Origin of the sequence: Bifidobacterium sp. WCA-178-WT-4B (assembly GCF_009696495.1) — a bacterium.
GTDB lineage: Bacteria > Actinomycetota > Actinomycetes > Actinomycetales > Bifidobacteriaceae > Bifidobacterium > Bifidobacterium infantis.
On the sequence record NZ_VULV01000016.1, the window covers coordinates 14,659 to 34,907 of the forward strand.

Below are 20,249 nucleotides of genomic sequence, written 5' to 3' on the forward strand. Positions count from 1 at the left end.
AACTCTAGGAGGCGGAACATCACCCGCCAAGTTTCTTCATGACGGCCATGCCGTCCATGTACTTGTCGCCGAGCTTTCGAAGACCGTACGCGGCAAGGAAAGAGTCCTTGTCGTCTCGCAAGGGGAACGCGATGGCGAACCAGTGTTCGGAATCGGTCGGCTCCACGAGCTTCCTGGGACTGCGAGCCTCGACCAGCGCCCTGTGCAGGGCGGCGAACTCGGCGAGACAATCCTTTTCCAGATCATCGGTGTATTTGACGTCGGCGAGCGGGTCAGGCGTCTTCTCCGCGAAACCGAGACCACCACCGAAGCCGACGCCGGCCCCGAACGCTACGGCGGACGACTTGGCCGGCTTGTACGGGGCGAGCAGTTTTTCGACATCACGGTATGCATAGATCCGGTGGTTTTCGCCGAAACCAAACCGTTCACGCCACCGCGCCATCTCGGCGGGGGAGGGGAAACACAGGCACAGCCAGAACTCGGTGTCGGTCGCATCCACGAAACGCTTGCGCTCCGCACGGGCGCGCTCCCGGTACTCCTTCGCGTTCTCGTCCAGATTCTCCGGCACCGGCTTCACAGCCTTCTTGCCCTTGGACTTCTTGGAAAAATTGAACTTGAAATCACCTGACATGATCCACCTCCAACAAAGGGAACCATTCAAGCAGCGTCGCGTAATCGGCTGGTGCCTTGTCCTTGAGCACCTTGGTGAACCTCTTATCGATGCCATCGAAAGAACGCCCGAACCACGCATAATCACACGGCAGCTCGATATGATGCCCGCCGATGCAGTCCAGCACCTCGCCCTTGAGCCAATCCCCGATAGGACTGACCTTCTTGAGATTGCGCCGCCAGTACCCGTACTGGACGAACGCGCCGCGACGCTGAATCGAATCGGTGGCACGCACGCCATCCGCGCACCACGTGTTCTTGTCCAAACCGATGTCGGCGCGGATGAAATCCCACATCTGCTCATACGACGGCTCCGGCAACCGCGCCGCCTCGATATAGCGCAGACGCTCGGGAGCCTGGAACACCGCATTGTTCAGCCACCGGTACAGCGACGGGTGCGGATACCTTTTGATTCTGGTCTGGAACTTCTGCTCGAAATAATCGAGCTCCTCGTCAACGAACCTCAAACCGGGCACATAGTACAAGTACGCGGGAACGACCTCGATGCCCATGTCCCGCATCGCCAGCCACGCGGCGATGGAATCCTTGCCGCACGAAAACGCCAACAACACGGGCTTGCCATCGGCGGCCAGTTTCTCGCGCACCGCGAGGCTCGTGCCCTGATTGCGGATAACCGTGGTCACTTCGGCCACCTCCTTCCGGTCATGCGGATGAACCGCGAATGCGAATAGAACTCGACGCCGGCACGCCGGAAACTCGGCTCCGACGACAGGACGAACACATGCAGCCCGTGACCGCTGGTCGAAACCTCCGCATAGATCGCTTCGGGCAGCAGCTCCAATGCCTTATCGGGCGGACTGGTCAAATCAACATGGTCGAAATCCCAGCACGCAAGCCCGTCGCCGAGCATGATGCCGTAACCGTCACCGGCCTTCGAGCGCATGACCTCCGGGTATGACGCCCAGGTATCGGGGTCGGTTGAACTGGCCGGCGAACCATCGCACCGGATCGGGCGCTTGCCGTCGGCGCGCACCCAACGGAGCAGCGACTTGAGCTCTTGGGGTATCTGATGTTTGCGGCTCCACGCCTTGCGGCATCTGTCCGAGCAAAACAGTCTCGGACGCCTAGGGTTTGGTGTGGATTGGAAGAAGTGGCCGCAATTCCTACATTGGTTGACCATAGCCATAACTATAGCATATATTCCAATGATTCGCAACACTAATTTCGTGACATATCAAAACTGCGGAGAATCAAACGTAACAGCCTCGGAAAACAACGGGGCAAAAACATCAGAACCATGCCGGAACGGCTTCCACGGGCGGTCGCAGACACCCCAGCGGCCAAACGTACGATACTCCACACGGGTTGCGGGGGGATGCGGGCGCTATGACCTGTGGGGAGCCTTGCATGGGAGGGGGAGGGTATGGCCCCCGGTTACCATTGGCGGCTGATTGGGATGGTGTTTTGTGGTTGTTTTTTTGTGTTTTGGTGGCCTGTGGTGTTGGCGATTATTTTGTTGCTTTTTCTTTGGTTGCAGATTCTGTGTGTGAGTTGTGTGTTGTCATAGCTGGTTGGTGATCCGCCTCGGCTGTATGGGATGATCTCATCGAGTTCGCAGCTGAGTGGGTGTGGTGTTTTGAGCGTGAGGTCTATGGGTTTGCCGCACAGCGGGCAGATCGGTATTGGTCCTTCGGCCGCGATGTGTCTGGCCTTGCATTTGCGGCGGGCTGCTCCATTTTGGTATCGGCCTGAGCCTGCCTTGTTGCTCATGTTCCCATCCTGTGTGTTTGGTGGCTTGGGCGAGATTCGAATTCGCGGTGGCCCGACATGGTTAGTCTGTTTTGACCACGCCGTCGCAATCACTGCGATGGCCGGTTAGTCCTCTACCGTACGCAAGCCGTGGCATGCGCGGTTGGCTTCGATCCGACGACCTGCGGTTTTGGAGACCGCCGCTCTACCGGCTGAGCTACGCGCATAGGTGGGTATAAGTAAAGCCCCTGAGATGTATGTCCCAGAAGCTTTCGCACTTATCCTGATACGGAGTATACCACGGGGTGGATTCACCCTACTCCTGTCTGTGTTTTGTTTTTTCAGGCGGCTTGGATGGTGAGGCGTCCGCCGAGGGCGTGGATTACCTTGGCGATGGTCTGGAAGCTGGGGTTTCCGTCCTTGCTGAGGCTTTTGTAGAGGCTTTCGCGCCCCACGCCCGCGTCCTTGGCGATCTGGGTCATGCCTCGAGCCTTGGCGACGTTGCCGAGTGCGGCCTGCATGAGTGCGGGGTCGTCGTATTCGGCTATGGCGTTGAGGTAGGCGATGATGTCCTGTTCGTTTTCGAGGTATTCGCTGGTGTCGTAGTCGGTGATTTCGGTGCTCATTGCTGCTCCTTGTAGTCGTCGAGTATGGCGTGGGCTTGTTTGATGTCGGTCTGCTGGGTGCTTTTGTCGCCGCCTGCGAGCAGCAGCATGAGCACGTTGCCGCGCGTGGTGAAGTAGACGCGGTATCCGGCTCCGATGTGGAACCGCATCTCGCTGACCGGGCCTCCCACGGGTTTGATGTCGCCGAACGGCCTGCCGGCGAGCTTGCAGGCGTCGAGCCGGGCTTGGATGGCGGCTTTCGCCTCGCGGTTCCTGAGTTTCTTGAACCACTTGCGGTATTCGGCGGTTTGCTTGATTTCCATACCCTTATTGTATCTCACAGGCTACACTATGTCAAGCCGGGCGGCCGCTGGAACCCATCGCCAACGCCAGAATCTCCCGTATGTTGAACTCCCAGTAGCCGTCATCGACCGGCTTGCTGCTGGGCAGCTTGCCGCGGTTGAGCCAGTTGCTGATCTGCTTGCGGCTGACCTCGTATCCGTAGTTGTCCTTGAGCCACTGGCTCATGCCCGCAGGGGTCTTGGTCAGGTGGATTGCCTCGGCCTTGTCTCGGCTCCGCTCGCGCAGCTCCGCCACGTTGATGGGGTTGCCGCATTTGCACAGTAGCAGCGATTCGCCCTTCGCGGCCTGTATCTCGCGTTTGCATTCTGGGCATACGCCGATGATGCGGCGTGTGCGAGGCCTGCGGTCCACCAATGGTTCGATGCGCCGGTTCATTTTGACGAGCTGGCGCAGGAACCGACCGGCGTTCGTCGCCTTGCACAGCCATGCGAGCCTGGTCTGCATTCGGGGGATGAGCCGTTGCCATCTGTCGCTCCACACGGCTCCCGCGTCGTACCATGCGTCCTGCAACAGGCTTTCGGCTTTGTCCAGCAGGTCGATGGCGTGCATGTTGACGGGGCTGGGCGCTTCGCCGCCCTGCGGTTTCCCGCCGCTGCCCGGTTCGCCGAGCTTGTACTCATGCCGTGCGACCCGCTGCAACAGTTGCATGTTGCGGCACAGCTGGTGGAGTGTTTTCGCGTAGGTGCGTCGGCAGTCCTGGCAGAGCGTCCATGGTTTCTCGACCTGTTGGTTGCCGCAGTATTGGCATGGTTCGGTTTGGGTGAACATTGTTTGAAACCCTCCACGTTCGGCTATGATTGTGCTTTGGTGAGCGTGCCCTCCGCCTATTGGTGGAGGGTTTCGTTTTATGTATCTTTATGCGCGTGTATACATGCGTATACCCGTCTATACGTCGAACTTCGGTTCGATGAATTCCGGTGTCCGCACGTCCGCGCGTGGTTTCGGCGGTTCGGGATGCTCGATCACGTACAGCACCTCGCTCAACGGCAAACCGAGGAGTTTCGCCGTGTACTCGGGTGTCGCGGCCTTGCCTTTATGCCATTTGAGTATCATCTCACGCTGGTTGTTCGTCGCGCTCATGATTCCTCCTTGAGTGTGGTGACATATTCGATGGCCTTGCGTTCACGTTTCGCGTACCTCTCGCACTTGCGTTTGAGGCGTTTGAGGCTCATGGCGTACAGGTAGTCTCTGAAGCCGCCGTCCTCGGTGATTCTGGCCTCGTACCGGCTTATGTCTGATGCCCTGAATTGCGCGGTCAGATGGTTGGTAAGCTGTACTCCGTTCATTCCTCCACCTCGGTTTCCTCGCCGTAATGGCCGTAGAGTTGGTCTGCCGCATCCTTGGTCGTGTAGAGGCATTTCGCGGGCGCTTGTTCGTAGTCGTAGATGGCGGCTGCGACGACCTCTCGAAACTCCTCGCGGGTGAATATCTTCGCCTTATAGCTCATCGTCTGCCTCCGTAAAATCGTTGAACGATGGGCTGGCACAGCTCATATCCCTTCTGGGCCCACATCTCCAGTGTTTTGAGGATCACGAGAATCGACAGTGAGTCGAGCCCGTCGTCAACCAGTTTGGGAATGTTGCTGTACTGTGCGTTCAGTGTCGTATGCCCGTTCTTGCCGCTGGTGAACGTGAATCCCAGCATGTCCACGGGCGTTCCGGTTTCCTCCGGCGTGATGGTCAACCGGACCTTGAACTTCTTGCCCAACGGCATCGCCTTGTCACTCATCGTCCGCTTCCTTGATTGCCTGTTGCAGTGCCTGCATGACAGTTTCTGCGGTCTCCCAATCGTCCTTGTTCGAGGTCATGGCGGCCGCACCCGCCGTGTAAAAGTTGCTCATTCTTCCGTTGCCTCCATCGGGTAATTGATGTCCACAAGCAACTGTGTGGAATAGCTGGTCAGCTTCACGAGTTTGAACGGCTTCTGCGATGTCGGGACTCTGAACGGAGGCTCGTACTCCCACCATTCGCTGCCGTCGTATTCCTCGCGGCGCAGGAACCCGCCATCAGTGAACGCCACGACCAGATCGGCGGCTATCTCCTGACTGCCGTATCCGTCGTCGTAATCGATGTCGAGCACCTTTTCGGCCTGACTCCACGGAATTCCCAGCTTCCCGTCGCGGGAGCCGACGAATCGAACGTCATCGGTCGAATGCTTGCTTCGTGAGATCGCACTCTTGGTTTCATCTAAAAGATTCATTCTTCCGTTGCCTTTCCTTGGTTGACTTCGTAAACCGCGCGGGCGAAGCCGAGCGGCGTCTTGCTTCGGTTGTTGGCTCTGTCCTTGCCGCTCATGTACCAGATACGATTCCGGTCAGGAGCCGGCATCTGGAATCCCCCCCCCGTCCAAAGGCACGTTTTTTTCGTGTAATTGTCCAAGGGCTCGTAGGCCGTGTAGTCGCACGGGTCGAACGTGTGGGAGGGTTTGCCAAAAACACGGCTGAGTACGCTCACCGGGTTCTCAACCATGTACGGGACGCCGCTCATTTCACCGATCACCCGGCATTGTTCGGCAACGCTCACGGCCTTCGCCTGAAACATGTGGTCGGCCTCGTACTTACGGGCGAACCATTGCGCTCCACTCACCGCCATATCCGTACATGGCGGGAACCCGGCCACGAACGCGAGCCGGCCGGAACGGACCAGTACGCTGATCTGGTCGAACGCTTCCTCGATGGTGCAAGCCAGTTTCAGGTAGGCACCGTCTTCATGGTCGCAACCATGCTGCGGGTCCACCAACACGGCTTGATACCCGTGTTCCACCCAAGGGCGGGCCATGACACCGGTCAGGTCGCATAGGCACAGAATCGTGTCACGCATCATTCCTCGATTTCTTCGCCATTCGTTGCAGATCTCTTTCGCAGAGCCGATTCAACACGGGGTATAGCCATGCAGGCGGGGTCATGTGATTCCACACGGGGCATTTCTTCCAGTGTTTTTCGGCTCGGGGGCATCCGTATTGCCCGCAGTAGGGACATCGACGGTTTCGGCATTCCAATTGGCCAGTGCGGTGAACCTTGATCCAGCGTTTCTCGCACCAGTCACAGCAATGAGTGCTTCCTGTGAGCAGGCGTAAGACAGTTTGCGGAAACGATGGAGGTTCATCAATGATCGGGTGGATGTTCATGCTTCCACCGCCTTGGCCGGACGGAACGGAGCTTGAGAGGTCACGTGCTTGCTGTTGAGGCCCGACCAAACAGACCCGGTGACGGGGGATTCCGGGTCACCGATAAGCAAAGCGACCAACTTCGAATTGTCCAGGCCGGAGATGGCGACGCTCCACAAGGCATTGTCCTTATCCCACCACAACCCGTCATGGTCGGGCAGCTTCGGCTTCCGACGCAAAGCGTAGGCGAAATCATCGGAGTCGATGCAGTACTCACCGTCTATCTCGCTGATGCGGATACGCAGGAGCATGTCGCCTAGAGGGTCAGGCTTGAGATCGATGACGCGGAAATGGTTTCCCTCCGTCGTGCAGGCAATATCGCCCACCTGCACGTTTTCGATGTTGTCGATGCGCTCATACTCGGGGTCATCCAACAGTTCGATGGATTGGATATTGTCTGTTGGCTCAAAATCACAGGAAGAGTCATAGCCGCGTGACGTGTACAAAGAACGGTTATCGCCTAAATCAATATCTCCTGTGTCATCTAACACTCCAGTAACAATGGTGCCGTTCTTCCATGTGGCCTTGACGTGCAGTCCGGCCATCTCCTTGCAGGTCTTGCCCTCCCAGAATGGTTTCTCACTGCTCATTGGTTTTCCTCCTTTTTGCCTGCTTCGAGCGCATCCAACAGGTCGTATTCGGCGAGCATGAGATGCGCCTGGGCACGGGTCATTGATTTCAGCGTCTGCGAGTCGCTGCCGGCCATCCAGCCGAGAGAGCTCACTTTCTCCTCGAGCGTGTGGGTCTGCGCCGCTAAGACGCGCAATCGTTCGTCAAGCAGTGCGGTCATCGGTTTCCTCCGTTTCGTCGTTGAGTGCCGTTTCGATTCGTATGCACAGGTCGACGGCTTGCTGCCATCCATTCCGATAGCCGATGACGAACGCCTCGGCCGGACTGTCGTTTCCCAGACCCGATGAGGCCAATGCGTCGAGGGCCTGTTGGGTGAGGTCAATCGGTTCGCCCATGAGTCGCCTTCCTGTGTTTGCGTTCCTGCCTCCACACATTGTGCAGGAGGAAGAACATTTTGATCGTGCTGATTGATTCCCAGAATCCGTCTCGCGGGTCGTAGCACCACCATTGACCGCAGATCGGGCAACGGTAGTAGCATCCTGGCCCGTGCGGGTCACATCGTTGGCTCATGCTTCCTCCGCGTCGCACATGAGATGCAGGGCCCATCTGCCCAGAATGTCCAATAAGGGTTTCCGTACGGATTCGTCGTACATCATGCGGGGATGGCATCTGTACAGGACTGACTGTCCTCCGGTTTCGATGCTGCCGAGGGGTGACGCAAGCAGTGCGGTCATCGGCTCTCCTTTCCCTATGCCGGCGAGCGCCGGCGTTGTTTCTTTTTTGGTTGTTGGTGTTTTATTGGTTTTCGTTGTGTGTGGGGCAGTAGAGGTGGCTTCGTTGGATGCCTTTGTTGCCTTCTTGCCAGCCGTGTTGGTGTGCGGTTTGGATGGCGGTGTTGGTGTCGTGGATGTTGAGCCATTCGTTGTCCATGTCGCCGGTGTAGTCGCCGTCTGCTGTGATGTCTCCGGTGTCCTGGTTTTCCCGGAATTCGAGGCTGTTGTTGCATCCGATGGCGTCGCAGCGGATTTCCCAGACGTGTTCTTCGATGGTTTTGGTGATGATTCGTGTGGTGGAGTCTGTGTAGGTTTTGACGCTCATTGGTGTTCCTTTGCTCGTTTCCTCTGCTCGTAGCGGCGTTTCATTTCGCGGAATTCGTTGGGATGCTCCTGCTGCCATCGATGCTGGTAGGCGTTGATCCGCTTGCGGTATGCGGGATCGTGTTTGCGTCTCCATTTGAGGTGGCAGTTGATGCATAAACCGTCCATGCGGATATGCCGGCGAGCGCCGCTGATGTCGCAGATGATGCAATGTTTGTCGTCGGTTTCGTCTGCGGGTTGGAGGTGGTGTGGTTCGAGGTTCAACCGGCATCGGTGGATGTACTTGTCCAGGTTGTTCATGGTTTTGTTTTTCTTCTTCGGAGGTTTTCCTTGCATTGTTTGCAGAGGATCGGGGTGCCGGCGTGCGGCCTGCATTCCTTGCCGCAGTTGGTGCAGTGCAATGGGTGTTTGGTGGGTGTGGAGGATGGTCGTATCGACCCGGTTTTGGCTATCGATGTGAGCGCCCAATCCAATTGGTCGAGGTCATGGGTCTTGCATGCGTGGCATACCGCGCCCGCCTTCATGTTCGACAATCCCGTGCCGGCGAGTGATTCCCACAACGCCCAGACGGCCGTGTACAGGTCCTCGCCGCCCTTGAGCCTCGCGTAGAGTGGGCTGGCCAGTATCATCCGGGCCGCTTCCATGTGCGACCTGGCGTCCGCCTTCATGCGTTGGCGTTGCTTCTCGTTCGTCTGTTCGAACGTCATGTTTCCCTTCCCTTAGCCGGCGAGCGCCGGCTTGTTTCCGTATCGGTTTGCTTGCGTGTGTTATCTGGGGTTGCCGTCCCGGTCGCAGAGCGTGTATCCGCCTTGGTTGTCGAGGAGCAGCCAGCCTTGGTGCGCGTCCCATACGGGGACGGTTTCGGGGTGGTCGTTGTATCCGCTGACGATCCATCCGTATTCCATCGCCGTTTTGGGATGGTTGTGTACCCATCCGTGGCAGCCGGTGGTGCCGGAGCCGCATAAATGGATGAGGTTGGCTGGCGAATGCAGTCCGGGGAACGGGTGGCTTCTCATGTGCCGGTGGTGGAGGCTGTGGCCGCTCCAGATGTGGTCCAATTCGTTGCCGCATCGCAGGCACCGGTAGTGGTCTCGTCTGGCGGTCAGCCTGTGTGTTTCCCGTGTGGGGTTGGTGCGGCTCATTTGACGAGGTCCAGCCATTCCACGTATTCGCTGATGTCCATGTCCAGGCAGTCCGTCACACGATGCGGTTTCGTCTGCGTGTAATGCTCGTACGGGTCTGCTCCCAACGCGGTTTGGGTCAACCGGATGGCGGTCATGTCCAACGCGCGGTAGGAGAGCAGTCGGTGGAAACGCCCCCACTGGTCCTCGGTGAACAGGTAATGCTCCAAGAACGGCAGGTCGAAGCCCATCATGTTCGTGCCCGCCGGATGCAGCACATGCGTTTCCGCCATCGACTGGGTGAAATCGATGACGGCGAGCGCCACACGCGCCGTGGAGCATAGTTCGGGGCTTGCGTCGATGACCTCGTTGATGAGCCCGTTCGCCTCATGCATCCGATGCGCGTAGGCGAAGCTCCTGTCCGTGGGCAGTACGTAGGGTTTGATTATCGACTCGTAACGCGCGTACTCGGTTTTCGCGTCCATGCTCGTGCACCTCAAGCCGATTTCCAGCATCAGGTCGTGGCGCGGATCCGTGCCGGTGGTCTCGATGTCAACCCACAAGAGGGCTTCGGTTTTCCTGGTCATGCGATGTCCTCCAAATCGTCCTTCATCAATCCGAGCGCGGCGAGCGCGTCGGTGTCGGTTTTTCCTTGGTTGAGCAGTTCCGCCGCGCGCATCGCGAGCGGATCGTTGTCCGGCGCGTCACGGCCCAGCAGGTTGAGCACGTGCGTGCAGCCGAAGCTGTGACGGTGGGGTTTCCTGGCTGGTGCGGGGTGGCCGAAGCCGCCTGCGAGCGCCGGCGTGGTCTGGCTGGTGTTGCCGAGGCCGAGTTCCCTGCCGCGTCTCAGCCAGTTGCGGAACGCCGCCGCCGGGTCGGCCGGCAGATGGCCTCCGGCTATCGCATGGTCGCGGAACTTGGCGAGTTCGGCGTCCAGGTCGAGTCCGATTTCGTCGGCGAGCTGCCGGTGCGACTGGTCGGGGGTGAGGTTGGCGAGCGCCTGGAGTCGTGTGGTGTCGGGTTTTTCGGTTTTGCTGGCGCGCGTACTCTCTCTTGACGGTTCTATTGACGGTTCCTGTGACGGTTTGGGTGAAGTGGGTTTCACCCCTGAAACGAAGTGGGTTTCACCCGTGGGGTGAAGCGGGTTGCACCCGTGGGGTGAAGTGGGTTGCACCCGTGGGGTGAAGTGGGTTTCACCGGTGCAACCTGTTTCGGGGGTGCAATGGGTTTCACCCCTCTCAACCGTTGCGTCCATTGGGGTTTCGCCCTTTTTGGTCTTCGGGAACAGCTTGTAGACGACCGGTCGGCGTCCCTTCGCGTATTTGGCCACGAGTTTCTGGTCGCCCTTGCGGATCAGACGCATCTGTTCGAGCTTCCTCAACAGCAGTTGGATGCTGCGTTCGCTTTTCTCCGTCTCCTCCGCCATGGTCTTCACGCTCGGCCACGCCATGCCCTCGTCGTTCGCGTAATCCGCGAGCACGATAAGCAGCAGTTTCGCCGTGCTGTCCCCATGCAATCGGGTCTTCTTGGCCTTCGCCACCAGTTCGATGCTCACGGCTCCGCCCTCCTGATCTCCACATCGGTCACATGGCACAAATCATCCAGCAGGGCCAGCATGTCCGAGAGCAGCATCGGCGTGACCCCCGCACCCACCTCGGCGCGTGAATCCACCACGAGACGCTCCACGCTCACCGGCGCGTCATCGCCGTTGCGCACCCTGATAACCACTTTCGTGTTCACTGCTCCAGCCCCTTCCTCTCCGCGTCCGACACCGCGTAGCCGGCCGATTCCAGCACCTCGTAGTAGGCGTTCAAACCCTTGAGGTCGCACTGGTAGGCCTCACGGTCCCACGTGTCCGCGTCTATCGCGCCCTCCCTGCGGGCCAGCAGGAGCAGCAGAAGCTCCACGCCCCGACGGGAGGGAACCGACTGGCGGCGGCGCAGCTCCAGGGCGTTCTCCGCCACGTTGAGCGTGTACACGCCATGCTCCGGGTCCTTGTCCACTACCGGCAACGGTCTGGCGAACAGGGAGTACGCCTTGACCACGCGGGTCCACCCGTTCGAGTCCAGGCTCGTGCCTCTCATCGAATCGCCCACGCCCATCAGCTCCAACAGGGTCAGGCGTTCCGTCATGTCGCGCAGCGCGTCCGCCTTCAACACGGGAACGGTTGTTCGGATCCATTCGCAGCGCAGTTCGGCCGACGCCAGGGCGAGCTCCCTGACCTTGTGGCGGCGCTCCCGTTCCATCCGGCGTTTCGCCTCGGCCTTCCCGTCTTCCCTCTCCTCGGCTGTCTTCTTCGCCGGCGTGTAGGCCACGACGCTTCCCTCGTCGTCGAAGAAGCGGATGACCACTCCGGGATGCGCGCCCTCGGCCTGCCAGTCCCTCCACTGCTTGGAGAACGGGCCGGGATAATCCTGGGCGAAACGCCGCTGCCTCTCGTAGCCTGTCGGGTTCGCCCACATGTCCTCCGGTTTGAGGTTGTCGGGCAGCATGGGCAGATCGTTGGATTCGGCCCACAGGCGCGCGGCCTGCACCCATTCGCGCCGGTCGCGTTCGCGGCGCAGCCGGTTGCGCTGCCATTCGAAATCATTGGAACCGGCCTTGGCGGCGAGCCTGGCCTGCGCCTTCTCGTCGCCGTCGAATTCCGCGATGTCCTCCAACACGGAGAGCGACAGTTGGGCGAACGAGGGCGACGCCTCGCGCACCGATCGGGGGATGGACGCTATTCTCAGCCGGCCGCGCACCAGTCTCATGCTGCGCCCGGTGCGTACGGCCATCTCCTTGACCTTCACGCCCAAGTCCAGGAGCCCCTGATAGCCGTCGGCCTCCTCCAACGGGGTCAGGTCCACGCGCTGCGTGTTCTCCACAAGCATCAGCTCGCGTTCCTCGCGCGGCGTAAGCTCCTCGATACGGCACGGCACCATGTCCCGGCCGGCGAGCCTGGCGGCCGCGAGCCTTCGATGCCCGATGACCACGCGGTACATGGGCCTGCCGTCCCGGTCGCCGGACGGGGTGACCAGCAGCTCCTGTTTGATGCCCTGCGCCCTGATGCTGTCCGCCAGCTCCCTTACGTCGCCCACGTCCCTGCGCGGATTATGCGGGTTCGGCTCCAGTTGGGAGACGGGAATGTCCACGATGGTGATGGCCATGATATTTCTCCTTGCCTAGAATTCGGGGTCCGCGTCGAAACCGTCGGACGGTGGCGCCGGTTGCCGCGAGGCCCACGGGTCCGGTTCCTGCGACTGCTGTTGCTGCTTGAACGGGTCGTTGGCGGCTGGTTGCGGCGCGGCCTGCTGCCAGCCCGACTGTTGCGGATTGCCGTACGCGGAGCCACCCGAATACGACTGCTGACCCTGTTGGTTGTTTTGGAAGCCGTTGGGCTTGGACTGCTTGGCCACTGCCGCGACCGCGTAACGCAGGCTCGGGCCTATCTCGTCCACCTGCAGTTCCACGATCGTGCGGTTCACCCCGTCCTGCGCCTGGTAGGAGCGTTGCTGCAATCTTCCCGTGACGATCACGCGCACGCCCTTCTTCAACGATTGGGCGATGTGGGCGGCGAGGTCGCGCCATGCGCTGCAGCGCATGAACAGGGCCTGACCGTCCTCGTACTGGTTCGTCTGACGGTTCCACACGCGCGGCGTGGAAGCAACCGTGAAATTCGCGACCGTCGCCCCGGTGCCGATCGTGCGGATTTCCGGGTCCGCCGTCAGGTTGCCCACAATGGTGAGCGTCGTCTCTCCGGCCATCACCTACTCCTTCTGAAATGTTTCTTGTCTGCGTATTCCACGACCGCCGAGACCCTGCGCGACGGCCGGTCGACCGTGATGACACCCGGCTTCGGCACCAGATAGATGCGGGGGGTTACGCATGTCCGTGTTCAAATCAGCCAGACGCTCATAGAATTCCTCTATGAGCTCGCCGGGCGTCATGCGCATCCCCTCGTCCGTTATGGGCGCGGTCAACGTTGCCGTGCCCATAACGGCGTCTCCGGCGTTAACGTGAGCCCGGCCTCGTGGATGCTCAGTCCGATGAGGCTCGCCAGCGACTGCCGGGTGGGATATGCGGTCAGGATGTCAAGGTTGGTGAGCAGCCGGTCCGCGACCGCAAGCCACATGTCGTTCGGCACGTCAGGCGTAGAGGCGCTGCTTGCGCGTCTGCTTGTTGATGCGGTCAAAACGGGCCACCTCCTCGACCTCGAAGCCCAGCACCTGCATGGTGTCGGGGTCGGTGACCGGCGTCGGCCCCCAGCCTCGCGTGAGCTTGTTCTGGATGGTCTTCTTCGCCTTCCCGTAATGTTCGGCGAGTTGTTCCACCGTCATCAGGTTTGGTATCGGCGCACTCATTGGGGTATCCTTTCCATTGGAGTTTCTTTCCGCCCCAGTAGCCGCTGGGGCTTTTCTTTTTTGCGTAACCTTGCGGTCGTGGACGGCGATGGAATCGAACCATCTCCCGGCCGTGCCGGGGGCAACTTGCAGCCGCCCTTATGGCGGACGACGGAAGAACAGGAAAAACGTCGTCCGCCGGTCCAAGAAAACCGACACCGTATCTGTCAGTTGTTTTTTTCAGTTATCAACGAGGGTTATTCGGTTTTCCTTCCGCTTGGCCGGCCGGTTTTCCACGCCGTCCGGCAAGACTTATTCGATGCCCGCCTCGCTCAACACCAGTGCGATCAGTCTGAGTGGAACGAACCCGAAGCCCATGAGCGCGGCCAAACCGTTGCCGATGGGATGCGCGCAACCCGCATGGCTTAGAATCCAGCCGACGCAGAAGGCGAGCACGACGGCGCAAACCACTAGCCCGCGCATGAATCTGCGTGACGGGCCACCATCGGCCTTCCGGTAGCCACCCGCGTGGTGGCCATACTCTTTGGCGTTCATGTTTTTCTCTTTCCGTATAAGGTCCCTCCGCCGGTAGGCTTGGAACTGCGACATTCAAAACACGGCCAACGGAGGGAAGAATGATTAATTGGGGAACGTTCATGATGGAGGTGAGCAAGACCCCGTCAGTGCTGATCGGATTGGTGTTCACCGCGATAACGATCTGTCTGACGATCTTCAACCTCTGGTGGTCGATGAGAAACAGAGTTGAAGCGGAGTGGACCGTAAGCGTCACGTCAACAGCGGACGTCATGATCGACCCGATACCGGTCGCGCAGGTACAGGCAGCGGGGAGCAGGATTCTGAAATCGAACACTACGATGGTGGTGATTGTGACGAACAGTGGTGATGGTCCAGCGTTCTCCGTGACGGCTGAGGGAATCAACATGAAGGGCATCGTCGTAAACGAATACGATTTTCCCGGACAGCAGTTCAAGCAGCTGGTGGTGCAGCAGAAGATCAACAGGGTGATGCCGGGAGAGCGTTTCTTCGTCGTCCTGGACATGATGAGCATTGTTTCGTCATGTGATTTCGGAGTGAAGGTGCTGTGGACCCCGCAGCCCACGCGATTGGGACGCGTGGTGTACAAGGAGTATCCAGTAATGCGTGACCCGTTGAAGGGATCAAGGCATATCCATACCACCACGCGGCCTTTGCTGCGCTGGTCTTCCCTGTTCTCGCATATGCCGAGACCATTCCGACGGTTGCTGCAGTTCGCGCATTGGATAAGACACGATGCCATGATGGACGTTCCCTCCTTCCTCAAGAAATTGGACGATATGCTGCCGGCCGATGACTATTCACCGAATGCTGGCGTTGATGAAGGCGCAGACCATGCAGATGATCGCGCAGACCCAAATGATTGAATTCGCATCCATCACTCCGCGTCCTTTCCGATGATTCGTTCCAACTGCGCGGCCTGTCGTTTGGCTTTGAGCCTCATCGCCTTCCGCTGAAGGCACAAGCGGTTCCACTTGTCCTTGGTCTCTATGGGGTTGCCGCCGCGTGCGATTTTGAGGCATTCCGGGCATTGGAGGAATGCCTCGCCGTCGCTTTTCCCGACCTTCGGGACGCAATGGCATGACGGGCATTCCTCCAACGGTTCCGCGATGATCTTCAACGCTTCCTCGACCTGCTGGTCCCACCGTTCGATGGCCTGCCGTTCGTCGGACGGCGAGAGCGGGTTGCCGCCGTAGTACCCGTATCCGCATTCCCCGCAACGGCAGCCCCAGCGTTCGAAGTCGTATCCGTATCCGCCTGACGTCCACGAATCCATCACCGCCTCGGCATGGCCGTTGCATAACGGACAGGGCAACGGTGTCGGCATCGGCCCCTCGGCCTGTCCGGACTGGCATGCCTGACGATTGTGCTTCCACCACACCATCACGCCACCTCCTTGCCAGCGAGCGCTATGAATGAGTCAGGGAGCATTGTCATCGGTTCAACACGCAGACAATCCGCATAAACGGCAATCTGACCAATGGAAATGGAGGCTTTCCCGCTGAGCTGTCGACGAAGGGTCACATAGGGTGTCCCTGATTGGTCGGAAAGCCACTTAACGGAGCGCTTCGCGGCTTCCAGCGCGGCTGCGATTTTATTTGCCACCTGTTTTGTGGTGCTTTCTTGATTAACCATATGGTTAATGTAAGCACCATTTGGATAGTTAGTCAAGTTAGTTTTTAATCTATATGGTTAATTTCCTTCCCGATATGTGTTATTCTTTATCCATGACCGAATATGGAGATCAATTTGCCGAAGCCATCGCAGAAGAGCTTCGAGCCCAAAAAGCCCGCATGGGAAAAACCAACGATGACATCGCAGAAGAAGTCGGACTGAGTCCCGTCACCGTTCTTCGCTATCTAAAAGGACAAAGACAAATTCCCATCGATGTGTTTGGAGATCTATGCAAAGCGCTCGGAGCAAACGCCGCCGACATAACCCGCATCGCCTACGAGAAAGCGCAAACGGCATCGCGGATAGCGGAGACAAAACGTCTGGCACACAAGAGCGATGTCAGCCTTGCGGCTTACGGAGCAGAGGGAAAGGACTATTACATGAACCACGATGGAGAAGCATCGGCATGAAACGCCTTATTCCGTTCGACACGCACATGAACTATGGCCCCATGCGCATGGCGATTTATTCGAGCGGAATAGATGTCACCGTAGAAAGCGACATCTTAGACAATATGTGGGGTTGCTACTCAGAAGCAAACCGCGTCATTCTCATAGACAGAAGACTTACATACACCGCAAAAAAATGCGTGCTCATACACGAACTCGTCCATTGGCTGCACGCCGACTACCAATGCGGAATGCACGAGCAACGTACCAGATTGGAGGCAGCGCGGCTCCTAGTAGATTCGCAAAAATACCGTCAAGCAGAACAAACATACGGAGGAGCGCCTTGGCTCATAGCCTCGGAGCTCGACCTGACCATACAAACCATCACCGATTATCAGCAATGCCTACATGACTTTGCAGTAATCACGCCTGAGAGGAGGTGTCTGATTGGAACACAAGCATGATGGAGTAATAAGGGCTGCCGTTCCCGTCGTTGGACAGTTTCTTTTCGACTCGGGCCAGCGCGTTCTGACCGGCGTGGCGCACCAGCTCTCCATAGACCATCTTCCGCGCGTCGAACTCAAACAGAGCCGCTCCGTCGTGGAAGATGCCGACATGAGGTTTGGCGTAGGAGCCCTTAGGCGTTGGAATCATGTCCAGGGACACCTCGATGTCAATGAAGCCCCTGCCGGACAACAGACTGTCCGCCATCGCGTTCGGTTTATAATCGCTGGCTTTAATGGAATCAACATCGTCCACGCTGTCCCATTTTCCGGCACCAATCATGGACGCTATGATCCGTTCGCTACGGCTTCTTCGTGTGGAGGGTGCGAGAGCCTTGATCGATTTGATGGTCGGTTCGTACCATTCATGCCAGACGCAGCTGATGGTGCGTGCGTGGACGTCATCAAGATAGGCGCAGAGCCTGTCATTCGGAATCACGCCGAACGGTGCGCCGTTGTAGGAAAGCACATAGCCGTTGCCGTTACCGCCTCCGAGGACATAGCCGAGATCCCTGTTTCCATGGAAAGGCACGTTCATCCTGCGTCGAATGATTTCAGCGGTGAATATCCTGTCTCGCGGAATATTCGCCACAACCGGCTCGTTGTAGTTGTAGACGAGGTATTCGACTGTTCCGGCAACATGGGACTCAGCTGGAGCGGGAATCGTGTCCGGCGATTTTCTTTGCACCGTGGACCCGTCAACTGGAGTGCGAGAGACGGCTGGATCACCTCCTCTCTTGTCGAAGCGATGTTTATATGCGAACATGCCGATAAAGATGAAGAACGCTGTGAAGATGAGCATAGGCCAAGCGCCGACAAAAACGAACAGCGCGCAGAACGCGCCCGCCGTATAGCACAGAACGGACAGAACTGTCATTATGACAGATTGCGCTGTGGTCTTCTTCGTCCCATGTTTACCCATACCTTGATTCTACGAGCCGGGGAGACGTATGCGTTAATCGCTTAGATAAAAATATTGCCCTGCCGGCGTTGCAGCGCCAACAGGGCGGTTGAAGAATCCAGCTAGTTCAAGAAAGGAGGACGCTTCGCCCACTATCCTACACGGGGCGAAGCCATACCCGAAATGTCAGATTTACCCAAATACAGGAGGGGTGACAGGCTTGGGAACGCAGAACAATCGTTCCGCAGCATGCTCATCGTCTCCGTCAAGAGTCACGCGCCACGAATAATTCCCCGGCGCGAGTGCGAGTCCGTTGGAGAAATCCAGTGTTCCGAGACTGACCGCACCGATATGGTTCCTTTGGTCGAGGGGGAGTCCAGCAAGGCCCGCATCAATCGTCATGATGTTCGCGATACGCAAGGATTGGGGCATCGGACCGGCAACCTCGACGACGTCTCCCTTCTCGTCACGCAGGGAGTATTCGACGGCCACCTCGCACGGGCATATATCCGCCGGCACGTGTATCTCCGTGAACACGGTGAATCGCGGCGTCATGCCATTGGGCGTGAGTGGGAAGATATTGGCACCGGAGCCAAGAACATTCCCCATACCGGAACCGTCCACGGCGGCGAAATTGGCGAGCTGCACGATAATCGACGCGCGTTCAGAAACCTCGCTCATATGTCAGGCCACCATTCTGCGTTCTTCGATGCCCTGGTTGGCGGTGGTGGACACGTTGGCTGGTTCGAAATACTCGCCTTTGCCGCCGTTCTTCATCAGCTCCGGGGTGGGAAACACGAAGATGGTGTTATTCGGAACAACTTCAGTCCCGTTGTCCAAAAATTCACGAATGGTGGTGGGCTCGTTGTCATCGAAAAAGAACGGTATATCCTCGCGTGCGAGCTTGCGGGTTTCGGCGAACGTGTCGCCGGCGGCGGAGAATCCCGGCATGTCATCGGATTCGGCCCACCATACGCCGTCTTCCCTGTGATAGGTGATGTTCACCTGTCGTGTATCCATGTTGCGCCTCTTCATTTCTGCCCGAGGATACCGCGGATCTCCTCTTCGGATAACCCGACGTCCTTCACCAGTGTCTTCTTCACCAATCCGGGCGGAACAGTCTGCCCGTCATGGAAGGCAAAGGTCAACGGTGGACGGCCCTCCGCCTTCATTCTTTTATGCGAACCATTCGCGCGGTCAATCCCGTATCCCAGACCACGAAGGATACGGAACAGGTCCGAGGCCTTCATCGATGGGTAGACGATCGGCATGCGCGATTGCCTTTCGGTTGGTTCAATTCAGCAACAGTCCCATTAAATCACATTAAAACCGGTTAAAACGTGAATCTTCCATTATTAAGCAGGTAATAAAAATGGCCAACGTCACCAGATACAAGACCAGCAAAGGCGAAACCAGATACCGCGTGAGGTATCGCAAGCCGGACGGCACGCAGACCGACAAGCGCGGATTCAAGCGCAAAATCGACGCGGAGACGTGGGCGGCCGAACACGTCACCATCGCCAAGGCCACCAACAGCTACATAGACCCGCAGGGCGGGTCGAGAAGATTCGGCGAACTCTACAAGCAGTGGATCGCCATCAAAAAGCCTTTTTGGAAGCCCAGCCAGCTTGAGAGCACGGAAGCCTCGTACCGTACCCATGTGCAGGCGAAGTGGGAGAATCGGCGGATCGGCGAAATCAGCCAGGCAGAACTGCAGGAATGGGTCAGCGACCTCACGTCGCGTCGCTCCGCCAGCGTCGTGCTTCGAGCCAAGGGCATCGTCAACGGCGTGCTCAAACGGGCTGTGAAGGACAGACTCATCGCCGAGAACCCGTGCGAGGGGTTGGAGCTGCCGCGAAAGCCGAAACGCAAGGAACGGCGCGTCTATCTCACGATTCCGCAGCTCGTGGCATTCGCCGACGAATGCCTCAACGCCATCTACATTGGCGACGAACGCAGGGCCCTCGTGCTGCTGCTTGGCTTCTGCGGCCTCAGATGGGGTGAGGCGTCCGACCTGCGCAAGGAGGATGTTGACGTGAGGGAAAGGTCTCTGCGTATCCGCAGCAGCATCGTCTGGATCAAGGGAAAGCCGGTGGAGGGCACCCCGAAATCCTATGAGATGCGCACCCTTTACATGCCGCTCATCGTCGCTGAAGCATTGGCGCCGATACTCAAGCGGAAGAAGCGCGGCGAGCGCGTGTTCTCCGATCCGTCCGGCCATCCTCTGCACCCGCAGTCGGCGAGCGCGGTGAAGGGTAATAGGACGTGGTGGCCGAGCGCGCTGAAACGGCTGGGCTGGGATACGGATGATTGGCCGAGCCCGCATGATTTGAGGCATACGGCGGCGTCGATTGCCGTGCACGCGGGGGCGAATGTCAAGGGTCTGCAGCGCATGCTGGGGCATGCAAGCGCGAGCATGACACTGGATGTGTATGCGGATCTTTTTGACTCCGATCTGTTGGATGTGACGCGCATGGTGGATGCGGCGGTACAGCTCGAAACGAGCGAAAAGGAGTGTGGGCAAAATGTGGGCAAAAACGTTCCCGAACCGGCTGTAATGGTTTGAAAACATTGGAATTCCAACGTTCTTATGTTATGGGCGCTG

The 20,249-nt window shown here is 58.5% G+C and carries 39 protein-coding genes and 2 tRNA genes; 4 read left to right on the forward strand and 37 right to left on the reverse strand.

Annotated elements, in window-relative coordinates:
* Nucleotides 1–19: 19 nt before the first annotated feature.
* The 31 genes from FYJ31_RS10585 to FYJ31_RS10735 form a co-directional block, all read right to left on the reverse strand.
* On the reverse strand, nt 20–631 hold the full coding sequence (locus FYJ31_RS10585) for a hypothetical protein (RefSeq protein ID WP_154536640.1): 612 nt from the start codon (nt 629–631) through the stop codon (nt 20–22).
* A complete protein-coding gene (locus tag FYJ31_RS10590; protein WP_154536641.1) occupies nt 621–1,313 on the reverse strand; it encodes a phosphoadenosine phosphosulfate reductase in 693 nt (230 codons plus the stop codon). Before FYJ31_RS10590 ends, FYJ31_RS10585 begins: the two co-directional genes overlap by 11 nt.
* On the reverse strand, nt 1,310–1,816 hold the full coding sequence (locus FYJ31_RS10595; protein ID WP_145989035.1) for a bifunctional DNA primase/polymerase: 507 nt from the start codon (nt 1,814–1,816) through the stop codon (nt 1,310–1,312). The genes FYJ31_RS10590 and FYJ31_RS10595 overlap by 4 nt, the downstream gene beginning before the upstream one ends.
* A 248-nt stretch (nt 1,817–2,064) precedes the next feature.
* The gene (locus FYJ31_RS10600) at nt 2,065–2,400 is read right to left on the reverse strand and encodes an HNH endonuclease (protein WP_077424013.1); all 336 of its coding nucleotides are present in this window, start codon (nt 2,398–2,400) and stop codon (nt 2,065–2,067) included.
* Between the two features lie 18 nt (nt 2,401–2,418).
* Nucleotides 2,419–2,529 (reverse strand) — tRNA-OTHER (locus FYJ31_RS10605).
* A gap of 1 nt (nt 2,530) precedes the next feature.
* Nucleotides 2,531–2,606: transfer RNA gene (locus tag FYJ31_RS10610), tRNA-Trp, on the reverse strand.
* Nucleotides 2,607–2,720: 114 nt separating this feature from the next.
* A complete protein-coding gene (locus FYJ31_RS10615; RefSeq protein WP_007051863.1) occupies nt 2,721–3,005 on the reverse strand; it encodes an addiction module antidote protein in 285 nt (94 codons plus the stop codon).
* A complete protein-coding gene (locus FYJ31_RS10620; RefSeq protein ID WP_032683781.1) occupies nt 3,002–3,307 on the reverse strand; it encodes a type II toxin-antitoxin system RelE/ParE family toxin in 306 nt (101 codons plus the stop codon). The genes FYJ31_RS10615 and FYJ31_RS10620 overlap by 4 nt, the downstream gene beginning before the upstream one ends.
* A 31-nt stretch (nt 3,308–3,338) precedes the next feature.
* Nucleotides 3,339–4,115 (reverse strand): hypothetical protein, encoded by a 777-nt coding sequence (locus tag FYJ31_RS12940; RefSeq protein WP_229774066.1) that lies wholly within the window; start codon nt 4,113–4,115, stop codon nt 3,339–3,341.
* A gap of 117 nt (nt 4,116–4,232) precedes the next feature.
* Nucleotides 4,233–4,427, reverse strand: a complete 195-nt coding sequence (locus tag FYJ31_RS10630) for a hypothetical protein (protein ID WP_154536642.1) — start codon at nt 4,425–4,427, stop codon at nt 4,233–4,235.
* On the reverse strand, nt 4,424–4,633 hold the full coding sequence (locus FYJ31_RS10635) for a hypothetical protein (protein WP_012578102.1): 210 nt from the start codon (nt 4,631–4,633) through the stop codon (nt 4,424–4,426). Before FYJ31_RS10635 ends, FYJ31_RS10630 begins: the two co-directional genes overlap by 4 nt.
* Nucleotides 4,630–4,794: a hypothetical protein gene (locus FYJ31_RS12535; protein ID WP_007051868.1), complete on the reverse strand. Its 165-nt coding sequence runs from the start codon at nt 4,792–4,794 to the stop codon at nt 4,630–4,632. The genes FYJ31_RS10635 and FYJ31_RS12535 overlap by 4 nt, the downstream gene beginning before the upstream one ends.
* Nucleotides 4,791–5,075: a hypothetical protein gene (locus FYJ31_RS10640; protein WP_025221612.1), complete on the reverse strand. Its 285-nt coding sequence runs from the start codon at nt 5,073–5,075 to the stop codon at nt 4,791–4,793. The genes FYJ31_RS12535 and FYJ31_RS10640 overlap by 4 nt, the downstream gene beginning before the upstream one ends.
* Before the next feature lie 108 nt (nt 5,076–5,183).
* Nucleotides 5,184–5,546 carry a hypothetical protein gene (locus FYJ31_RS10645; protein WP_154536643.1) on the reverse strand — a complete coding sequence of 121 codons (363 nt, stop codon included), beginning with the start codon at nt 5,544–5,546 and terminating at the stop codon, nt 5,184–5,186.
* Nucleotides 5,543–6,169 carry a hypothetical protein gene (locus tag FYJ31_RS10650; RefSeq protein WP_229774067.1) on the reverse strand — a complete coding sequence of 209 codons (627 nt, stop codon included), beginning with the start codon at nt 6,167–6,169 and terminating at the stop codon, nt 5,543–5,545. The genes FYJ31_RS10645 and FYJ31_RS10650 overlap by 4 nt, the downstream gene beginning before the upstream one ends.
* A 300-nt stretch (nt 6,170–6,469) precedes the next feature.
* Nucleotides 6,470–7,102 (reverse strand): hypothetical protein, encoded by a 633-nt coding sequence (locus FYJ31_RS10655; RefSeq protein WP_229774068.1) that lies wholly within the window; start codon nt 7,100–7,102, stop codon nt 6,470–6,472.
* Nucleotides 7,099–7,302: a hypothetical protein gene (locus FYJ31_RS10660; protein ID WP_154536644.1), complete on the reverse strand. Its 204-nt coding sequence runs from the start codon at nt 7,300–7,302 to the stop codon at nt 7,099–7,101. Before FYJ31_RS10660 ends, FYJ31_RS10655 begins: the two co-directional genes overlap by 4 nt.
* Nucleotides 7,286–7,477, reverse strand: coding sequence for a hypothetical protein (locus FYJ31_RS10665; RefSeq protein ID WP_154536645.1), 192 nt, complete (start codon nt 7,475–7,477; stop codon nt 7,286–7,288). Before FYJ31_RS10665 ends, FYJ31_RS10660 begins: the two co-directional genes overlap by 17 nt.
* 171 nt (nt 7,478–7,648) lie before the next feature.
* A complete protein-coding gene (locus tag FYJ31_RS10670; RefSeq protein WP_154536646.1) occupies nt 7,649–7,816 on the reverse strand; it encodes a hypothetical protein in 168 nt (55 codons plus the stop codon).
* Between the two features lie 61 nt (nt 7,817–7,877).
* Nucleotides 7,878–8,180, reverse strand: a complete 303-nt coding sequence (locus FYJ31_RS10675) for a hypothetical protein (protein WP_154536647.1) — start codon at nt 8,178–8,180, stop codon at nt 7,878–7,880.
* The gene (locus FYJ31_RS10680) at nt 8,177–8,479 is read right to left on the reverse strand and encodes a hypothetical protein (protein ID WP_154536648.1); all 303 of its coding nucleotides are present in this window, start codon (nt 8,477–8,479) and stop codon (nt 8,177–8,179) included. The genes FYJ31_RS10675 and FYJ31_RS10680 overlap by 4 nt, the downstream gene beginning before the upstream one ends.
* Nucleotides 8,476–8,886, reverse strand: coding sequence for a hypothetical protein (locus FYJ31_RS10685; RefSeq protein WP_154536649.1), 411 nt, complete (start codon nt 8,884–8,886; stop codon nt 8,476–8,478). The genes FYJ31_RS10680 and FYJ31_RS10685 overlap by 4 nt, the downstream gene beginning before the upstream one ends.
* Nucleotides 8,887–8,946: 60 nt before the next feature.
* Entirely contained in the window at nt 8,947–9,321 is a 375-nt protein-coding gene (locus FYJ31_RS10690; RefSeq protein ID WP_229774069.1) for a hypothetical protein, read from the reverse strand.
* Nucleotides 9,318–9,887 (reverse strand): hypothetical protein, encoded by a 570-nt coding sequence (locus tag FYJ31_RS10695; RefSeq protein ID WP_154536650.1) that lies wholly within the window; start codon nt 9,885–9,887, stop codon nt 9,318–9,320. The genes FYJ31_RS10690 and FYJ31_RS10695 overlap by 4 nt, the downstream gene beginning before the upstream one ends.
* Entirely contained in the window at nt 9,884–10,855 is a 972-nt protein-coding gene (locus FYJ31_RS12945; RefSeq protein ID WP_326831207.1) for a helix-turn-helix domain-containing protein, read from the reverse strand. Before FYJ31_RS12945 ends, FYJ31_RS10695 begins: the two co-directional genes overlap by 4 nt.
* Nucleotides 10,852–11,040, reverse strand: coding sequence for a hypothetical protein (locus tag FYJ31_RS10710; RefSeq protein ID WP_229774075.1), 189 nt, complete (start codon nt 11,038–11,040; stop codon nt 10,852–10,854). Before FYJ31_RS10710 ends, FYJ31_RS12945 begins: the two co-directional genes overlap by 4 nt.
* Nucleotides 11,037–12,449 (reverse strand): ParB/RepB/Spo0J family partition protein, encoded by a 1,413-nt coding sequence (locus FYJ31_RS10715; protein ID WP_154536651.1) that lies wholly within the window; start codon nt 12,447–12,449, stop codon nt 11,037–11,039. The genes FYJ31_RS10710 and FYJ31_RS10715 overlap by 4 nt, the downstream gene beginning before the upstream one ends.
* Before the next feature lie 15 nt (nt 12,450–12,464).
* Nucleotides 12,465–13,046 (reverse strand): single-stranded DNA-binding protein, encoded by a 582-nt coding sequence (locus FYJ31_RS10720; RefSeq protein WP_154536652.1) that lies wholly within the window; start codon nt 13,044–13,046, stop codon nt 12,465–12,467.
* A gap of 212 nt (nt 13,047–13,258) precedes the next feature.
* On the reverse strand, nt 13,259–13,474 hold the full coding sequence (locus FYJ31_RS10725; RefSeq protein WP_145989036.1) for a hypothetical protein: 216 nt from the start codon (nt 13,472–13,474) through the stop codon (nt 13,259–13,261).
* Nucleotides 13,428–13,643 (reverse strand): hypothetical protein, encoded by a 216-nt coding sequence (locus FYJ31_RS10730; protein WP_032683803.1) that lies wholly within the window; start codon nt 13,641–13,643, stop codon nt 13,428–13,430. Before FYJ31_RS10730 ends, FYJ31_RS10725 begins: the two co-directional genes overlap by 47 nt.
* 291 nt (nt 13,644–13,934) lie before the next feature.
* The gene (locus FYJ31_RS10735; protein ID WP_012578084.1) at nt 13,935–14,177 is read right to left on the reverse strand and encodes a hypothetical protein; all 243 of its coding nucleotides are present in this window, start codon (nt 14,175–14,177) and stop codon (nt 13,935–13,937) included.
* 80 nt (nt 14,178–14,257) lie between these two features.
* On the opposite strand from FYJ31_RS10735, the gene FYJ31_RS10740 reads away from it, so the two are divergent.
* The gene (locus FYJ31_RS10740; protein ID WP_041982023.1) at nt 14,258–15,043 is read left to right on the forward strand and encodes a hypothetical protein; all 786 of its coding nucleotides are present in this window, start codon (nt 14,258–14,260) and stop codon (nt 15,041–15,043) included.
* A gap of 11 nt (nt 15,044–15,054) precedes the next feature.
* Here the strand turns inward: FYJ31_RS10740 and FYJ31_RS10745 are convergent, their stop codons facing one another.
* Both FYJ31_RS10745 and FYJ31_RS10750 read right to left on the reverse strand, forming a co-directional pair.
* Complete coding sequence (locus tag FYJ31_RS10745; protein WP_032684466.1) at nt 15,055–15,561, reverse strand: hypothetical protein; 507 nt, start codon at nt 15,559–15,561, stop codon at nt 15,055–15,057.
* Nucleotides 15,561–15,812 (reverse strand): hypothetical protein, encoded by a 252-nt coding sequence (locus tag FYJ31_RS10750; RefSeq protein WP_077423983.1) that lies wholly within the window; start codon nt 15,810–15,812, stop codon nt 15,561–15,563. The genes FYJ31_RS10745 and FYJ31_RS10750 overlap by 1 nt, the downstream gene beginning before the upstream one ends.
* A gap of 53 nt (nt 15,813–15,865) precedes the next feature.
* Between FYJ31_RS10750 and FYJ31_RS10755 the strand changes: the two genes are divergently transcribed.
* Together FYJ31_RS10755 and FYJ31_RS10760 are read left to right on the forward strand one after the other, a co-directional pair.
* Complete coding sequence (locus FYJ31_RS10755; RefSeq protein WP_077423981.1) at nt 15,866–16,261, forward strand: helix-turn-helix domain-containing protein; 396 nt, start codon at nt 15,866–15,868, stop codon at nt 16,259–16,261.
* Nucleotides 16,258–16,704 (forward strand): ImmA/IrrE family metallo-endopeptidase, encoded by a 447-nt coding sequence (locus FYJ31_RS10760; protein ID WP_229774077.1) that lies wholly within the window; start codon nt 16,258–16,260, stop codon nt 16,702–16,704. Before FYJ31_RS10755 ends, FYJ31_RS10760 begins: the two co-directional genes overlap by 4 nt.
* Here the strand turns inward: FYJ31_RS10760 and FYJ31_RS10765 are convergent.
* The 4 genes from FYJ31_RS10765 to FYJ31_RS10780 all read right to left on the reverse strand — a co-directional run bounded on the left by FYJ31_RS10765 (nt 16,664) and on the right by FYJ31_RS10780 (nt 18,915).
* A complete protein-coding gene (locus FYJ31_RS10765) occupies nt 16,664–17,545 on the reverse strand; it encodes a hypothetical protein (protein WP_193642130.1) in 882 nt (293 codons plus the stop codon). The two genes, FYJ31_RS10760 and FYJ31_RS10765, sit on opposite strands and share 41 nt — an antisense overlap.
* 291 nt (nt 17,546–17,836) lie before the next feature.
* Nucleotides 17,837–18,325: a hypothetical protein gene (locus tag FYJ31_RS10770; RefSeq protein WP_032683810.1), complete on the reverse strand. Its 489-nt coding sequence runs from the start codon at nt 18,323–18,325 to the stop codon at nt 17,837–17,839.
* A 3-nt stretch (nt 18,326–18,328) separates the two neighbouring features.
* Complete coding sequence (locus FYJ31_RS10775; protein ID WP_161788221.1) at nt 18,329–18,664, reverse strand: type II toxin-antitoxin system HicB family antitoxin; 336 nt, start codon at nt 18,662–18,664, stop codon at nt 18,329–18,331.
* Between the two features lie 11 nt (nt 18,665–18,675).
* The gene (locus tag FYJ31_RS10780; protein ID WP_032737203.1) at nt 18,676–18,915 is read right to left on the reverse strand and encodes a type II toxin-antitoxin system HicA family toxin; all 240 of its coding nucleotides are present in this window, start codon (nt 18,913–18,915) and stop codon (nt 18,676–18,678) included.
* A gap of 101 nt (nt 18,916–19,016) precedes the next feature.
* On the opposite strand from FYJ31_RS10780, the gene FYJ31_RS10785 reads away from it, so the two are divergent.
* Complete coding sequence (locus tag FYJ31_RS10785) at nt 19,017–20,210, forward strand: tyrosine-type recombinase/integrase (RefSeq protein WP_154536654.1); 1,194 nt, start codon at nt 19,017–19,019, stop codon at nt 20,208–20,210.
* The last annotated feature ends 39 nt before the right edge of the window (nt 20,211–20,249 follow it).

Excerpts from the sequence above, each read along its gene's own strand:
- FYJ31_RS10760 (WP_229774077.1), top strand. The coding sequence starts at position 16,258 with ATGAAACGCCTTATTCCGTTCGACACGCACATGAACTATGGCCCCATG.
- FYJ31_RS10615 (WP_007051863.1), bottom strand. The coding sequence starts at position 3,005 with ATGAGCACCGAAATCACCGACTACGACACCAGCGAATACCTCGAAAAC.
- FYJ31_RS12940 (WP_229774066.1), bottom strand. The coding sequence starts at position 4,115 with ATGTTCACCCAAACCGAACCATGCCAATACTGCGGCAACCAACAGGTC.
- FYJ31_RS10620 (WP_032683781.1), bottom strand. The coding sequence starts at position 3,307 with ATGGAAATCAAGCAAACCGCCGAATACCGCAAGTGGTTCAAGAAACTC.
- FYJ31_RS12535 (WP_007051868.1), bottom strand. The coding sequence starts at position 4,794 with ATGAGCTATAAGGCGAAGATATTCACCCGCGAGGAGTTTCGAGAGGTC.
- FYJ31_RS10645 (WP_154536643.1), bottom strand. The coding sequence starts at position 5,546 with ATGAATCTTTTAGATGAAACCAAGAGTGCGATCTCACGAAGCAAGCAT.
- FYJ31_RS10675 (WP_154536647.1), bottom strand. The coding sequence starts at position 8,180 with ATGAGCGTCAAAACCTACACAGACTCCACCACACGAATCATCACCAAA.
- FYJ31_RS10770 (WP_032683810.1), bottom strand. The coding sequence starts at position 18,325 with ATGAGCGAGGTTTCTGAACGCGCGTCGATTATCGTGCAGCTCGCCAAT.
- FYJ31_RS10785 (WP_154536654.1), top strand. The coding sequence starts at position 19,017 with ATGGCCAACGTCACCAGATACAAGACCAGCAAAGGCGAAACCAGATAC.
- FYJ31_RS10730 (WP_032683803.1), bottom strand. The coding sequence starts at position 13,643 with ATGAGTGCGCCGATACCAAACCTGATGACGGTGGAACAACTCGCCGAA.
- FYJ31_RS10680 (WP_154536648.1), bottom strand. The coding sequence starts at position 8,479 with ATGAACAACCTGGACAAGTACATCCACCGATGCCGGTTGAACCTCGAA.
- FYJ31_RS10690 (WP_229774069.1), bottom strand. The coding sequence starts at position 9,321 with ATGAGCCGCACCAACCCCACACGGGAAACACACAGGCTGACCGCCAGA.
- FYJ31_RS10685 (WP_154536649.1), bottom strand. The coding sequence starts at position 8,886 with ATGACGTTCGAACAGACGAACGAGAAGCAACGCCAACGCATGAAGGCG.
- FYJ31_RS10640 (WP_025221612.1), bottom strand. The coding sequence starts at position 5,075 with ATGAGTGACAAGGCGATGCCGTTGGGCAAGAAGTTCAAGGTCCGGTTG.
- FYJ31_RS10740 (WP_041982023.1), top strand. The coding sequence starts at position 14,258 with ATGATTAATTGGGGAACGTTCATGATGGAGGTGAGCAAGACCCCGTCA.
- FYJ31_RS10715 (WP_154536651.1), bottom strand. The coding sequence starts at position 12,449 with ATGGCCATCACCATCGTGGACATTCCCGTCTCCCAACTGGAGCCGAAC.
- FYJ31_RS10745 (WP_032684466.1), bottom strand. The coding sequence starts at position 15,561 with ATGGTGTGGTGGAAGCACAATCGTCAGGCATGCCAGTCCGGACAGGCC.
- FYJ31_RS10735 (WP_012578084.1), bottom strand. The coding sequence starts at position 14,177 with ATGAACGCCAAAGAGTATGGCCACCACGCGGGTGGCTACCGGAAGGCC.
- FYJ31_RS10765 (WP_193642130.1), bottom strand. The coding sequence starts at position 17,545 with ATGCTCATCTTCACAGCGTTCTTCATCTTTATCGGCATGTTCGCATAT.
- FYJ31_RS10655 (WP_229774068.1), bottom strand. The coding sequence starts at position 7,102 with ATGAGCAGTGAGAAACCATTCTGGGAGGGCAAGACCTGCAAGGAGATG.
- FYJ31_RS10755 (WP_077423981.1), top strand. The coding sequence starts at position 15,866 with ATGGTTAATTTCCTTCCCGATATGTGTTATTCTTTATCCATGACCGAA.
- FYJ31_RS10630 (WP_154536642.1), bottom strand. The coding sequence starts at position 4,427 with ATGAGCGCGACGAACAACCAGCGTGAGATGATACTCAAATGGCATAAA.
- FYJ31_RS10780 (WP_032737203.1), bottom strand. The coding sequence starts at position 18,915 with ATGCCGATCGTCTACCCATCGATGAAGGCCTCGGACCTGTTCCGTATC.
- FYJ31_RS10635 (WP_012578102.1), bottom strand. The coding sequence starts at position 4,633 with ATGAACGGAGTACAGCTTACCAACCATCTGACCGCGCAATTCAGGGCA.
- FYJ31_RS10595 (WP_145989035.1), bottom strand. The coding sequence starts at position 1,816 with ATGGCTATGGTCAACCAATGTAGGAATTGCGGCCACTTCTTCCAATCC.
- FYJ31_RS10600 (WP_077424013.1), bottom strand. The coding sequence starts at position 2,400 with ATGAGCAACAAGGCAGGCTCAGGCCGATACCAAAATGGAGCAGCCCGC.
- FYJ31_RS10670 (WP_154536646.1), bottom strand. The coding sequence starts at position 7,816 with ATGACCGCACTGCTTGCGTCACCCCTCGGCAGCATCGAAACCGGAGGA.
- FYJ31_RS10650 (WP_229774067.1), bottom strand. The coding sequence starts at position 6,169 with ATGATGCGTGACACGATTCTGTGCCTATGCGACCTGACCGGTGTCATG.
- FYJ31_RS10585 (WP_154536640.1), bottom strand. The coding sequence starts at position 631 with ATGTCAGGTGATTTCAAGTTCAATTTTTCCAAGAAGTCCAAGGGCAAG.
- FYJ31_RS10695 (WP_154536650.1), bottom strand. The coding sequence starts at position 9,887 with ATGACCAGGAAAACCGAAGCCCTCTTGTGGGTTGACATCGAGACCACC.
- FYJ31_RS10665 (WP_154536645.1), bottom strand. The coding sequence starts at position 7,477 with ATGGGCGAACCGATTGACCTCACCCAACAGGCCCTCGACGCATTGGCC.
- FYJ31_RS10775 (WP_161788221.1), bottom strand. The coding sequence starts at position 18,664 with ATGGATACACGACAGGTGAACATCACCTATCACAGGGAAGACGGCGTA.
- FYJ31_RS10750 (WP_077423983.1), bottom strand. The coding sequence starts at position 15,812 with ATGGTTAATCAAGAAAGCACCACAAAACAGGTGGCAAATAAAATCGCA.
- FYJ31_RS10720 (WP_154536652.1), bottom strand. The coding sequence starts at position 13,046 with ATGGCCGGAGAGACGACGCTCACCATTGTGGGCAACCTGACGGCGGAC.
- FYJ31_RS10660 (WP_154536644.1), bottom strand. The coding sequence starts at position 7,302 with ATGACCGCACTGCTTGACGAACGATTGCGCGTCTTAGCGGCGCAGACC.